This window comes from Pseudomonas sp. 8 R 14 (assembly GCF_900005955.1).
Lineage (GTDB): Bacteria > Pseudomonadota > Gammaproteobacteria > Pseudomonadales > Pseudomonadaceae > Aquipseudomonas > Aquipseudomonas marginalis.
In genome coordinates, this window is the sequence record NZ_CVTH01000040.1 from 58,541 (window position 1) to 70,182 (window position 11,642).

General features: G+C 62.8%; 15 protein-coding genes. 4 read left to right on the forward strand and 11 right to left on the reverse strand.

The features are described from left to right. Window positions 1-11 precede the first annotated feature (11 nt). The 11 genes from BFQ01_RS08310 to nrdR all read right to left on the reverse strand — a co-directional run bounded on the left by BFQ01_RS08310 (window position 12) and on the right by nrdR (window position 8,219). Complete coding sequence (locus tag BFQ01_RS08310; protein WP_065924903.1) at window positions 12-800, reverse strand: cobalamin-binding protein; 789 nt, start codon at window positions 798-800, stop codon at window positions 12-14. Beyond that, on the reverse strand, window positions 797-1,216 hold the full coding sequence (locus tag BFQ01_RS08315; protein WP_065924904.1) for an MFS transporter: 420 nt from the start codon (window positions 1,214-1,216) through the stop codon (window positions 797-799). Before BFQ01_RS08315 ends, BFQ01_RS08310 begins: the two co-directional genes overlap by 4 nt. Then, window positions 1,213-1,830, reverse strand: coding sequence for a GTP cyclohydrolase II (ribA, locus tag BFQ01_RS08320; protein ID WP_065924905.1), 618 nt, complete (start codon window positions 1,828-1,830; stop codon window positions 1,213-1,215). Before ribA ends, BFQ01_RS08315 begins: the two co-directional genes overlap by 4 nt. A gap of 129 nt (window positions 1,831-1,959) precedes the next feature. Further along, the gene (locus BFQ01_RS08325) at window positions 1,960-2,688 is read right to left on the reverse strand and encodes a substrate-binding periplasmic protein (protein ID WP_065924911.1); all 729 of its coding nucleotides are present in this window, start codon (window positions 2,686-2,688) and stop codon (window positions 1,960-1,962) included. Window positions 2,689-2,752: 64 nt separating this feature from the next. Next, complete coding sequence (thiL, locus tag BFQ01_RS08330) at window positions 2,753-3,718, reverse strand: thiamine-phosphate kinase (RefSeq protein WP_065924906.1); 966 nt, start codon at window positions 3,716-3,718, stop codon at window positions 2,753-2,755. Window positions 3,719-3,736: 18 nt separating this feature from the next. Continuing rightward, the gene (gene nusB, locus BFQ01_RS08335) at window positions 3,737-4,237 is read right to left on the reverse strand and encodes a transcription antitermination factor NusB (protein ID WP_027605194.1); all 501 of its coding nucleotides are present in this window, start codon (window positions 4,235-4,237) and stop codon (window positions 3,737-3,739) included. Further along, complete coding sequence (ribE, locus tag BFQ01_RS08340; protein ID WP_003176356.1) at window positions 4,234-4,710, reverse strand: 6,7-dimethyl-8-ribityllumazine synthase; 477 nt, start codon at window positions 4,708-4,710, stop codon at window positions 4,234-4,236. The genes nusB and ribE overlap by 4 nt, the downstream gene beginning before the upstream one ends. Before the next feature lie 88 nt (window positions 4,711-4,798). Continuing rightward, entirely contained in the window at window positions 4,799-5,890 is a 1,092-nt protein-coding gene (ribBA, locus tag BFQ01_RS08345) for a bifunctional 3,4-dihydroxy-2-butanone-4-phosphate synthase/GTP cyclohydrolase II (RefSeq protein ID WP_065924907.1), read from the reverse strand. A 15-nt stretch (window positions 5,891-5,905) separates the two neighbouring features. Continuing rightward, complete coding sequence (locus BFQ01_RS08350) at window positions 5,906-6,568, reverse strand: riboflavin synthase (RefSeq protein ID WP_065924908.1); 663 nt, start codon at window positions 6,566-6,568, stop codon at window positions 5,906-5,908. Window positions 6,569-6,615: 47 nt separating this feature from the next. Next, on the reverse strand, window positions 6,616-7,752 hold the full coding sequence (ribD, locus tag BFQ01_RS08355) for a bifunctional diaminohydroxyphosphoribosylaminopyrimidine deaminase/5-amino-6-(5-phosphoribosylamino)uracil reductase RibD (protein WP_065924909.1): 1,137 nt from the start codon (window positions 7,750-7,752) through the stop codon (window positions 6,616-6,618). Beyond that, entirely contained in the window at window positions 7,749-8,219 is a 471-nt protein-coding gene (gene nrdR / locus BFQ01_RS08360) for a transcriptional regulator NrdR (RefSeq protein ID WP_027605190.1), read from the reverse strand. The genes ribD and nrdR overlap by 4 nt, the downstream gene beginning before the upstream one ends. Window positions 8,220-8,359: 140 nt before the next feature. On the opposite strand from nrdR, the gene BFQ01_RS08365 reads away from it, so the two are divergent. From BFQ01_RS08365 to BFQ01_RS31255, 4 genes are all read left to right on the forward strand, one after another. Next, entirely contained in the window at window positions 8,360-8,815 is a 456-nt protein-coding gene (locus tag BFQ01_RS08365; RefSeq protein ID WP_027605189.1) for a YbaY family lipoprotein, read from the forward strand. Beyond that, on the forward strand, window positions 8,812-9,465 hold the full coding sequence (locus BFQ01_RS08370; protein WP_065924910.1) for a class I SAM-dependent methyltransferase: 654 nt from the start codon (window positions 8,812-8,814) through the stop codon (window positions 9,463-9,465). Before BFQ01_RS08365 ends, BFQ01_RS08370 begins: the two co-directional genes overlap by 4 nt. Window positions 9,466-9,728: 263 nt before the next feature. Further along, the gene (locus BFQ01_RS08375; protein ID WP_256097711.1) at window positions 9,729-10,331 is read left to right on the forward strand and encodes an Abi family protein; all 603 of its coding nucleotides are present in this window, start codon (window positions 9,729-9,731) and stop codon (window positions 10,329-10,331) included. Between the two features lie 54 nt (window positions 10,332-10,385). Beyond that, window positions 10,386-11,605, forward strand: a protein-coding gene (locus BFQ01_RS31255; RefSeq protein ID WP_370467938.1) for an IS3 family transposase whose coding sequence is annotated in 2 segments (ribosomal slippage) — window positions 10,386-10,731 and window positions 10,731-11,605 — 1,221 coding nt in all. Because the reading frame shifts where the segments join, the coding sequence is not laid out codon by codon here. Window positions 11,606-11,642 lie beyond the last annotated feature (37 nt).

The following is an 11,642-nucleotide window of genomic DNA, read 5'->3' on the forward strand; positions in this document are numbered from 1 at the left end:
CCGGACTGGTCTCAACGGCTCGGAGCGATCACCTGACACAGCCGCGCCAGCGCTTCCAGCATCTGCCCGCTGGGCCGTTCCAGGCCTTTATCCGGAACCAGCCGCACCCGCGCCGCCATCGCTGGCCAGATCTTCCAGGCTTCCCTCTGAGCCTGATCGCCCACCAGGATCATCTCGGGATTGCGCTGCAATACCGACTCGATGCTGACCTGCGGCGCGGGCAGCTTCAGGTCGTCAAACACATTGCGCGCACCGCACACGCTCAGCGCGTCGCTGATGATCTGGCCGCCGCCCACGGTGTACAGCGGCTGGTTCCACACCTGGTAGAACACCCGCAACGGTTCGGCCCGCTGATAACGCTGACGCAACTGCGCCAGGCGCTGGCGCAGGTGCGCGGCCAATTGCCGGCCGGCGTCGGCACGGCCCAATTGCTCGGCGATGGCCTGGACCTGGGTGGTCATTTGTTCAAGGCTATGGGGTTCGGCGACATACACCGGGATATTCAGGCGCTGCAGTTGCTCGCGCTGGGCGGGGCCGACGCTGCCGGGCCAGAGCAGGATCAGGTCGGGCTTGAGGCTCAGCAGGCGCTCCATGTCCAACTGCCCATAACGCCCAACCGACGGCACGTTCGCCAGCGCCGCTGGCCGCTCACCGCCATCGAGCACGCCCACCAGCAGGTCGGTAGCACCCAGCTCAACCACGATTTCAGACAGGGAGGGCGCCAGGCTCACGACCCGTTCGACCGCCAGGCCCTGGGCACTGAATGCCAGCAGCAGAATCGCCAGCCAGCGGCGCATCATCCCAACTGACGCGGGATGCGGTAGAGGTAAAACAGCACCGTCGTCGACAGCGCCAACAGGAAAAGCGGCACCGCCTCCAGGCCGACGAACACCGCCAGTGCGCCCACCCACGCCGGCACGGCCGCCACCATCAAGGCCGTGCGCCGACGGGCCGCCAGGGTGATCCAGGCAGCCGGTTCTTCAGCGGTATCGAGGGCTTTGGAGGTGGCGATCAGGGCGTGTTTATAGCCGTTGAAGTAGCGCAGGCTGAGAAACATCGACGCCACGCCGGCGATGAAGAACGGCATGGCCAGCACCGGCAACAAGGGCTCGGCCTGGCCAAACAGCAGGTTGATCACGAACAGCGGGAGCAGCGCCAGGGCCAGGTACTGCCACCAGTTGAAGGACAGTCGCCGTTTCACCTGGCCACGGGTCACGCGCGGTCGACCTCGCCTTGATGTTCGTTGCCCATCATGTGGTCGAGCTTGCTGGCCTTGGTCGCCAGGTAGAGCTTGTTGTGCGGGTTGTGCCCGGTGTGCAGCGGTACGCGCTCGGCCACGGTGATGCCCATCTCGGTCAAGGCTTTGACCTTGCGCGGGTTGTTGGTCATCAGGCGCAGGGACTTCACGCCCAGGTGCTCCAGCATCGGCAGGCAGATCGCGTAGTCACGCTGGTCGGCGGCGAAGCCCAGGCGCTCGTTGGCCTCGACGGTATCGGCGCCGCCGTCTTGCAGCTCGTAGGCGCGAATCTTGTTCAGCAGGCCAATGCCACGGCCTTCCTGACGCAAGTACAACAGCACCCCACGGCCTTCACGGGCGATGGCGCGCATCGCCGCTTCAAGTTGCGAGCCGCAGTCACAGCGCTGGCTGAACAGCGCATCGCCGGTCAGGCACTCGGAGTGCACGCGACCGAGAACCGGTGCGCCATCGGCGATATCGCCGAGGCTGAGCACAACGTGCTCGCGCCCGGTGGCTTCTTCGAGAAAGCCGCTCATGGTGAACGTGGCAAAAGGGGTAGGCAGCTTGGAAGCAGCGACGAAAACGACGGGCACCGTGTGCTCCTGATTTCAGATTTCACAGAGGCGGGCATTGTAACAGCAGGTTCCTACAGACGCTTAAGCTGAATTATCGCTGATAAAGATCAATCGGTTTGATTGGCCTTCGTCCCGGTTCTATGCAGGTCAGAACGGATAAGGCAGTTTCCAGCGCAGGAAAATCGGCTTCAGCTCGCCGCTGTTCACCAGGACCGCCATGCGCTGGTCAAACACGGTGCGTAATGCCCGCCCACGCTCGGTATCGGCAAAACCCACGTAGAGCGGCAGGTCAATGATGTGGGTAAGTCGGAACTGGGACGGGACATCCGCCTGACTGAGGATGTATCGGGCTTCGGTGAGCGCATCAATGTAGAAGTCGACACGACCGTGCTGCAGCATCGGCAAGATACCATCGCGCCGCTGGATCTGATTGAAACGGCGCACATGGGGCAAATACGCCTCGTACTTGTAGCCCCGCACCCAGGCCAGGCGATAATCCCCCAGCGTCGCGGCGCTCGGTATCGGCGAGGTCGCCAGCCCAAGGGCGTAGATGGGGTCGGAATCGAAGTTCCAGTGCGGGTAGAGCACACCCTTGACTTCATCGCGGTAGGAACCGACCCAGCCATCCACTTCACCGCGCTGGGCCAGGCCGACCGAGCGGGTATAGGGCTCAATGCGGGTTTGCAGGGTGATCCCGACCGGTTCGAAGACGTGCCGCAACACATCCCAGGCCAGGCCGCTGCCGTCGGCATTGGTGTAGTCGTCCCAGGCCTCGCTGGCCAGCATGACCTTGCCGGGCACCACCGGCACCTCCTGCGCCTGGGACCATGCCGGAAGGGCACACAGCAGCATCAGCAGCCAGCGGCGTACATCCATGGCGATGATCTCCTGCAAATCCAGCATCCAGAACGACGTAATAGAGCGTAGCGCAGCACGCGATTCAAGGTGCCGGGCAAAAATGTTGATAGCCCCGGATGGCCGGGGTGATGTCTTGCCCGAGAGCGTCAAGCAGCGTTACGCCCTGCCCCGCCTGGACCTGGCCGATAACATGCACCGGCCAACCGTCAGCCAGCAACGGCGCCAACTCGACGGGCGGCAGGGTGAACACCAGCACGTAGTCATCGCCGCCGCTCAATGCGGCGACCCGCGCCTCGTCATCACCGACAAACGCCAGCAACGCGTGGGACAGCGGCAGCTTCTGGCGCTCGATCAACAGGCTGACAGCCGAGGCCTTGGCGATATGCCCGCAATCGGCCAGAAGACCGTCAGAAATATCCATCGCCGATGTGGCCTTGCCCCGTAGAGCCAAGCCCAAGGCCAACTGCGGTTGTGGCGACCAGTAATGGGCCAGCAGCGGGTCGGCAATCGCGGCATCGGCGCTGCGCTGCCTCAATACCAGCGGCAAGGCACCGGCGGCATTACCCAACTCGCCGCCGACACACAAGAGGTCGCCCGGCTGTGCGCCGCTGCGGGTCAACGCTTGACCGGCCGGGACACGACCAAACACGGTCAGGGTCAGGCTCAGCGGACCGCGCGTGGTGTCGCCGCCCACCAGGCCCACACCGCAGTTTTGCGCCATGGCGTTCAACCCCTGGGCATAGCGTTGCAGCCAATCGGCATCGACGGTCGGCGTAGTGAGTGCGAGGGTAAACGCGAGGGGGTGGGCGCCCATGGCGGCCAGGTCGCTGACCGCCACGGCCAGCGAGCGCTGGCCGAGCAGGAACGGGTCGCAGGGGTCGGCAAAGTGCACGCCGGCCACTAAGGTATCGGTGGAAATTGCCAGTTGCTCCCCGGCGGGGAGCGCCAGCAGGGCACAGTCGTCGCCGATCCCCAGGGCAATGCCCTCGCCGCCCTGTGCGCACGGCGCGGCGGCGAAGTACTGGTGGATCAGCTCGAACTCGCCCATTCAGGACTCAAGCGCAGGTTAGCGCTTGTACGCCTTCACTTCGGCTTCACGCAGGCGCGGGGCCAGCTTGTCGAGCACGCCGTTGACGAACTTGTGACCGTCGGTCGAACCGTAGACTTTCGCCAGTTCGATGCCTTCGTTGATCACCACGCGGTACGGCACGTCGACGCGCTTGAGCAGCTCCCAGGTGGACAGGCGCAGTACAGCCAGTTCAACCGGGTCCAGTTCTTCGAGGGTCAGGTCCAGGCACGGCGTCAATGCCGCATCGATCTCGGCCAGGTTGGCCGGAACGCCGTGCAGGATGTCGTGGAAGTAGCTCTGGTCGGCAAACGTGAAGTCGTTATCGACGCGAAACTGCGCTTCGATCTCGTTCAGCGAGGTACCAGCCATGTGACGCTGGTACAGCGCCTGGGTGGCGAGCTGGCGGGCAGCACGGCGCTTTTCGCTTTTCGACGGCTTGCCGGCGTCCGCTGGGCGCTCGTCGCGTGGGTTGAAGCAATCGCTCTCGTCGGAAATCACTTGGCCTCCAACTGCGACAGCAGGCTGACCATTTCCAGGGCGGACAGGGCAGCTTCAGCGCCTTTGTTGCCGGCCTTGGTGCCGGAACGCTCGATGGCTTGCTCGATGGAGTCCACGGTCAGTACGCCGAAAGCGACTGGCACGCCGAACTCCATGGACACCTGGGCCAGGCCCTTGGTGCATTCGCCGGCCACGTATTCGAAGTGCGGAGTACCGCCACGAATGACCGCGCCCAGGGCGATGATCGCCGCGTATTCACCCTGCTGAGCAACTTTTTGCGCAACCAGTGGAATTTCGAAGGCGCCAGGGGCGCGGATGATAGTGATGTCGCTCTCGCTCACACCGTGGCGAACCAGGGCATCCACGGCACCGCTTACCAGGCTTTCAACCACGAAGCTGTTGAAGCGGCCAACCACCAGGGCATAGCGGCCTTTGGGGGCGATGAAGGTACCTTCGATGGTCTTCAGGGTCATTCGACAAATCTCTTAAAGAGCCGGGACGCGAAAAATGCGTCCCTCAGTGATGATTTAACCGCGAACAAGGGGCAAAAAGCGCCGGCCTTTATTCGGAGGGCACGTATTCTACAACTTCCAGATCGAATCCGGATATCGCATTAAATTTCATCGGTGCGCTCATCAGGCGCATTTTGCGCACACCGAGGTCACGCAGGATCTGCGAACCGGCGCCGACGATGCTGTAGGTGGTCGGCGTTTTCACCTGGGTCTGCTCGGCGGTTTCGCGAATATGTGCGAGCAACACGTCGCCATCCACCGGGTTACCCAGCAGCAGCACCACACCGCTGCCGGCCTCGGACACCGCAGCCATGGCGGCGCGCAGGCTCCAGCGGCCCGGTTGCTTGACCATCAGCAGGTCGCGCAACGGGTCCATGTTGTGCACGCGCACCAGGGTCGGCTCGTCGGCGCAGATGCTGCCCAGGGTCAGGGCCATGTGCACGTCGCCTTCCACCGAATCACGGTAGGTCACCAAATTGAATTGGCCCAGTTCGCTGTCCAGTGGCTGCTCGGCAATCCGCTGAACGGTACGTTCGTGGATCATCCGGTAGTGAATCAGGTCGGCAATGGTGCCGACCTTGATGTTGTGTTCGGCGGCAAAGGCTTCGAGTTCGGCGCGGCGGGCCATGGTGCCGTCGTCGTTCATCACTTCGCAGATCACGCCGCAGGGCTCGAAACCGGCCATGCGCGCCAGGTCGCAGGCGGCTTCGGTGTGGCCGGCGCGAGCGAGGGTGCCGCCCGGTTGAGCCATCAACGGGAAGATGTGGCCGGGGCTGACGATGTCTTCGGCCTTGGCGTCCTTGGCGGCAGCGGCTTGCACGGTACGGGCACGGTCGGCGGCGGAAATGCCGGTGGTGACGCCGGTGGTCGCTTCAATCGATACGGTGAACTTGGTACCAAACCCTGAACCATTGCGCGGCGCCATCAACGGCAGCTTGAGCAGCTCGCAGCGCTCGCGGCTCATGGGCATGCAGATCAACCCACGGGCATGCTTGGCCATGAAGTTGATGTGCTCAGGCTTGCAGGCCTCGGCGGCCATGATGATATCGCCTTCGTTTTCGCGGTCTTCGTCATCCATCAGGATGACCATCTTGCCTTGGCGGATGTCTTCAACCAGTTCTTCGATGCTATTGAGCGCCACAGGGCACCCCCTTGGTCAGGATTTCAGGTAGCCGTTAGCGGCCAGAAAACTTTCAGTGATGTTACCGGCGGCAGGCTCTGCGGCCTTATCGCCCATAAGCAGGCGCTCCAGGTAACGGGCAAGCAAGTCGACTTCCAGGTTCACCCGGCGACCAGGCTGGTACGACGCCATGATGGTCTCGCTCAGGGTGTGGGGAATGATGGTCAGTTCGAATTCGGCGCCATTCACGGCGTTCACGGTCAGGCTGGTGCCGTCGACGGTGATCGAACCTTTGTGGGCAATGTACTTGGCCAGCTCTTTGGGCGCGCGGATGCGGAATTCCACGGCACGCGCATTTTCGCTGCGGGCCACCACTTCGCCGACGCCGTCGACGTGGCCACTGACCAGGTGGCCGCCCAGGCGGGTGGTCGGGGTCAGGGCTTTTTCCAGGTTGACCGGGCTGCCGGCCTTGAGGTCGTTCATCGCGGTGCAGTCCAGGGTTTCCCGGCTGACGTCGGCGGCAAAGCCGTTGCCCGGCAGTTCGACGACGGTCAGGCACACGCCGCTGACGGCGATGCTGTCGCCCAGCTTGACGTCGCCGAGGTCGAGCTTGCCGGTTTCAACCAGCAGGCGCACGTCGCCGCACTTGGGGGTCATGGCGCGGATGCTGCCGATGGATTCGATAATGCCGGTGAACATGGCCTTCTCCTGGAAAACGGTGCGGGCACTTGAGCGCCCGGTCAGAATTATACGCTCGCTGCTGGCACAGGGATGGCAGTGACTCGCCAGTCGTCGCCTACAGCGCGCATTTCAGTGATCTTGAGTTGGGGAGCGTCGGCCAGCTTCTCAAGTGGCCAGTCCAGCAAAGGCCGGGCAGCGGAGCCGAGGAACTTGCCGGCGACGAAAATCACGTATTCGTCCACCAGGCCCTGCTGGGCAAACGCGCCCGCCAGGCTTGGGCCGGCTTCCACCAGTACGTCGTTGACGCCACGGGCGGCCAGCGCCACCAGCGCCGAGCGCAGGTCGACCTGGCCGTCCACGCCCGGCACCACCAGGCACTCGGGGCCACGGGGGAACTGGTTTTCCGCAGTGACACAGGTGATGACCAGCGCCGGGCCGGCTTTAAAGAACGGTGCGTTGAGCGGCACGCGCAAACGGCCGTCGATCAGCACACGCAGCGGCGGGCGCGACATGGCCAGGGCCGTGGTGGCGTCGTCCAGGCCGAGTTCGGCGGCGCGTACGGTCAGGCGTGCGCCGTCGGCCAATACGGTGTCGGCACCGGTCAGCACCACGCTGGCCTCGGCACGCAGGCGCTGCACGGCGGCGCGGGCGGCGGGGCCGGTGATCCATTGGCTTTCGCCGCTGGCCATGGCAGTGCGGCCGTCCAAACTCATCGCCAGCTTGACCCGCACAAACGGCAGGCCATGCTCCATACGCTTGAGGAAGCCCTTATTCAGGGCCCTGGCTTCACCTTCCAGCACGCCGCTGCGCACCACGATCCCGGCCTGGGCCAGGCGCTGCATGCCGCGCCCGGCGACTTCCGGGTTGGGGTCCTGCATCGCTGCGACCACCCGCGCCAGCCCGGCACTCACCAGCGCATCGGCGCACGGCGGGGTGTGGCCGTAGTGGCTGCAGGGCTCGAGGGTTACGTACGCCGTGGCGCCGCGCGCCTTGTCACCGGCAGCCCGCAAGGCATGCACTTCCGCATGGGGCTCGCCGGTGCGCACATGCCAGCCTTCGCCGACAATCTGCCCAGCGCGGACAATCACGCAGCCCACACGCGGGTTGGGGTGGGTGGTGTACAGGCCGTTGCGCGCCAGTTCGAGGGCGCGGGCCATGTAATGGGCGTCCAGCACAGCCTGTTCAGCAGAAAGTGGGTTCATTCTTTGACCGGCTCACGGGCCAGGCGGTCGATCTCTTCACGGAACTCGTTGAGGTCCTGGAAGCGTCGATACACCGAGGCGAAACGGATATAGGCGACTTCGTCGAGCTTTTGCAGCTCGCCCATCACCAGCTCTCCCACCACCAGGCTCTTGACCTCGCGTTCGCCGGTGGCGCGCAGCTTGTGCTTGATATGCGCCAGCGCCGCCTCCAGCCGCTCGACACTCACCGGGCGTTTTTCCAGGGCGCGCTGCATACCGGCGCGCAGTTTTTCTTCGTCGAAAGGCTGGCGGCTGCCGTCGGACTTGATCAGGCGCGGCAATACCAGTTCGGCGGTTTCGAAGGTGGTGAAACGTTCACCGCAGCCAGAGGCCAGGCATTCGCGCCGGCGACGCACTTGATCGCCCTCGGCGACCAGACGCGAGTCAATGACCTTGGTGTCGTTGGCACCGCAGAAGGGACAGTGCATGGTGGCAGGCAACAAAAAAAGGGAGGGCCATGGTAGCGCATCCCTGTGGCAAGACAAGCCATAGCCTTTACGGTATATAGGCAGGCCTATATGTTTCTTATATTTCAAGCCACGGATTTTGTCCTTTTCTGGAGCCGTACATGCAGTTACGACCACTTGTTTTGCTCACCGTGTTCAGTGTCCTGGTCGCCTGCAGCAGCGAAGCCCCCAAGCCGGCCGCCCCTCAACCGACGCCCGCACAAGAGAAAAAAGTCCCCGGCATTGAAGACCTCGGTCCCCTGCCCGCCTATCAACGCGAAATCAGCGGCAGCCTCACCAACGTGCCGGCCGGCGCCGAAGTCGAGATGGCGCTGCTGGTGATCGATGACCGTTCGCGCCCGCAACAACTATTGGCGAGCAGCGTCTTGACCGGCAATGGCAAGCCCCTGGCCTTCCGCCTGCGCTACAACCCCGAGGCGTTCCCAGCCGGTGCGCGGGTTGAATTGCGTGGCCGTGCCAGCCAATCCGGCCAGTTGATCCTGCACCTGCCTGCCGTACGCATCACCCAGGCGATCACCCAGACCACCGGCCCCCTGGAACTCGTCAAGGCACCATGACGCCGCCGCTGGACTTGCAGCGCGCCCTGAGCGCGCTGATCGGCGACGCCCAACTGCTGCCCTGCCCGCTGCCGGATACCACGCTTTCATTGTGGCTGCTGGATGCGGACAACATGGACCGCGCCTTCAGCCCCGAGGAAACCCGGCGCATCCTGCATGAACCGCCCTACTGGAGTTTTTGCTGGGCCAGCGGCTTGGCGCTGGCGCGGTATCTGGCGGCGAACCCACAATGGGTGAAAGGCAAGCGCGTGCTGGATTTCGGCGCGGGCTCCGGTGTGGCCGGGATTGCGGCGGTTAAAGCCGGCGCGCTGGAAGTGGTGGCCTGCGACCTGGATCCGCTGGCGTTAGCGTCCTGCCGGGCGAATGCCGAACTCAACGGTGTGGAACTGAGTTACTCGCCGGACTTTTTCGCCGAAGCCGACCGCTTCGACCTGATCCTGGTCGCCGACGTGCTCTACGACCGCGCCAACCTGCCGTTGCTCGACCACTTCCTCAGCCGAGGCCGCGAAGCGCTGGTGGCGGACTCGCGCGTGCGGGACTTCCAGCACCCGGCTTATCGGCGGCTGGAGATACTCGATGCACTGACGTTGCCGGACCTGGCCGAGCCTTGGGAGTTTCGCAAGGTGAGCCTGTACCATTCGCGGCGTTAAAGCTGCACCTTACAAATGTTCAGCAATAGATTGGTTAAGACAACGAAAAGAGGCGCATGGAAAATGCCCTCCTTTCGCACGCGGCTTGGACAATCGACCTGCATGCTTTTCCAAACAGTTTCGCTCATTGCTGACCACGCAACCCGCTTGCAAAAAAACGGGCAGCTCACTAATCTTTGCGGCAATACACCCGCCATGCCTCTGGTTGCGTCAGTAGCCAAGCACAAATTGTGCGGGTTTTTTATGCCCGGTATTTTTTGGGTATGAGGACATTCAGCAAACCCGCCATTGACGTTCCTGCCCAGCTTGAGCTGCTCAAGCACCGCGGATTGAATGTTCAGGACGAGGTTGGCGCCGCGTCTTTTTTGCAATCGGTCAGCTTCTTTCGGCTCACCCCCTATATGCGGCCGTTTCAGCAGCCGGAGGATGTCAACCATCGTTTTCGTGACGGTAGCCAGTTTGAACAGTTAACTCGTCTCTACGACTTCGACCGACAGCTTCGCTTGCTGACCATGGATGCCATCGAGAGAGTCGAAATAGCATCGCGCTCGGCCATAAGCAACCACATGGGGCCCGCCCATGGCAGTCACTGGTATATAAACTCGCAGATGTTCCATCAGATGTTCGATCATCAGCGGCTGCTTACGACGCTGTCCCTCAAACAATCCACAGCCATGCGTCACTTCCAGCGCGAATGCGAGAGCATCGATCGATTGCGCGCGGACGACATGAGAAAACGCCTCCTTAAACGCCAAAGAGCTAAAGAAAGCTACGCCCGTTACTACCCAGCAACCTACGTCCACCCACCTCTTATGCCAGGCTGGGCCATGTTGGAGGAACTGACGCTGGGTGAACGAGCCCCATGAAAGACAGGACACCGTTTCCCCCTTACGATAAGGGATAGGCAAACGGTTATGTTTATGACTAATAGCAACGACAAGAGTGGGGAGCTTTTGGGCCAGGAGCGGCGGCGCCGCTGGAGCCCGGAGCAAAAACTGGCCATGGTTCGCGAGAGTCTTGAGCCAGGGCAAAGCGTTTCGGTGGTCGCTCGACGCAACGGCATCAATGCCAACCAGCTGTTCCTATGGCGCAAGTTATATCAGGACGGCAGTCTGTCGGCGGTCAGTGCCGGTGAAGCCGTTGTGCCCGCCTCGGAGTTGAGCGATGCGCTCAAGCAGATCCGTGAACTGCAACGGATGCTGGGCAAGAAAACGATGGAAGCAGAAATCCTCAAAGAGGCCGTGGAGATCGCCCGGTCGCGAAAATGGATTGCGCACTCACCCTTGTTGCCGGGGGACGACCAGTGAAGCTGGTCAGCGAATGTCTCGGTGTGGCGCGCTCGCAATTAACGGTTCGAATCAAGCAATCGGTATCGCTCAAAGTACGGCGCCGCAGGCCTGTGGACGATGCTGATCTGGTGGTTGAAATCCAGCAACAGATCAGCGAACTGCCCAGCTATGGCTACCGTCGTGTTTGGGGATTGCTGCGTCGTGCCCGTGAAACCCAGTCGCTGCCGGCGATCAATGTGAAACGGGTTTACCGGGTCATGCGCGATCACGACCTGCTGTTGGCGCGGCGCATCAAACAGCCCGGCGTGCCGCGTCGGCACGAGGGTCGTATTGCGGTGCAAACCAGTGATACGCGTTGGTGCTCGGACGGCTTTGAGTTCCGCTGTGAGGACGGCGCCAAACTGAGCGTGACCTTCGCCCTGGATTGCTGTGACCGCGAAGCCATCGGCTGGGTCGCGAGTCCGACCGGGTACAGCGGCGATGACATCCGCGACTTGATGCTGGAGAGCGTAGAGAAACGCTTCGGTGATCAACTGCCTGCAACGCCGGTTCAATGGCTAAGCGACAACGGCTCGGCGTACACCGCCGAACAGACACGCCTGTTTGCTCGACAGATCGGTTTGCAGCCGGTGACCACCCCGGTGCGCAGCCCGCAGAGCAACGGCATGGCCGAGAGCTTCGTGAAGACGATCAAACGTGACTACGTTGCGCACATGCCCAAGCCGGATCGAGAAACGGCGCTGCGCAACCTGGCAATTGCCTTCGAGCATTACAACGAGCAGCATCCGCACAGCGCCTTGAACTATCGCTCACCGAGGGAGTTCAGGCGCTTGGCAGCAGCATCAATTTGACGGGGAGTTGGTGTCCGGTTTTGTAGGGGCAAGTCCA

What these genes read in the sequence shown, in the direction of transcription:
- nrdR (WP_027605190.1), bottom strand. Translation starts at nt 8,219, where the DNA reads ATGCACTGTCCCTTCTGCGGTGCCAACGACACCAAGGTCATTGACTCG.
- ribD (WP_065924909.1), bottom strand. Translation starts at nt 7,752, where the DNA reads ATGAACCCACTTTCTGCTGAACAGGCTGTGCTGGACGCCCATTACATG.
- BFQ01_RS08310 (WP_065924903.1), bottom strand. Translation starts at nt 800, where the DNA reads ATGATGCGCCGCTGGCTGGCGATTCTGCTGCTGGCATTCAGTGCCCAG.
- BFQ01_RS08365 (WP_027605189.1), top strand. Translation starts at nt 8,360, where the DNA reads ATGCAGTTACGACCACTTGTTTTGCTCACCGTGTTCAGTGTCCTGGTC.
- BFQ01_RS08370 (WP_065924910.1), top strand. Translation starts at nt 8,812, where the DNA reads ATGACGCCGCCGCTGGACTTGCAGCGCGCCCTGAGCGCGCTGATCGGC.
- BFQ01_RS08375 (WP_256097711.1), top strand. Translation starts at nt 9,729, where the DNA reads ATGAGGACATTCAGCAAACCCGCCATTGACGTTCCTGCCCAGCTTGAG.
- thiL (WP_065924906.1), bottom strand. Translation starts at nt 3,718, where the DNA reads ATGGGCGAGTTCGAGCTGATCCACCAGTACTTCGCCGCCGCGCCGTGC.
- BFQ01_RS08350 (WP_065924908.1), bottom strand. Translation starts at nt 6,568, where the DNA reads ATGTTCACCGGCATTATCGAATCCATCGGCAGCATCCGCGCCATGACC.
- BFQ01_RS08325 (WP_065924911.1), bottom strand. Translation starts at nt 2,688, where the DNA reads ATGGATGTACGCCGCTGGCTGCTGATGCTGCTGTGTGCCCTTCCGGCA.
- ribE (WP_003176356.1), bottom strand. Translation starts at nt 4,710, where the DNA reads ATGACCCTGAAGACCATCGAAGGTACCTTCATCGCCCCCAAAGGCCGC.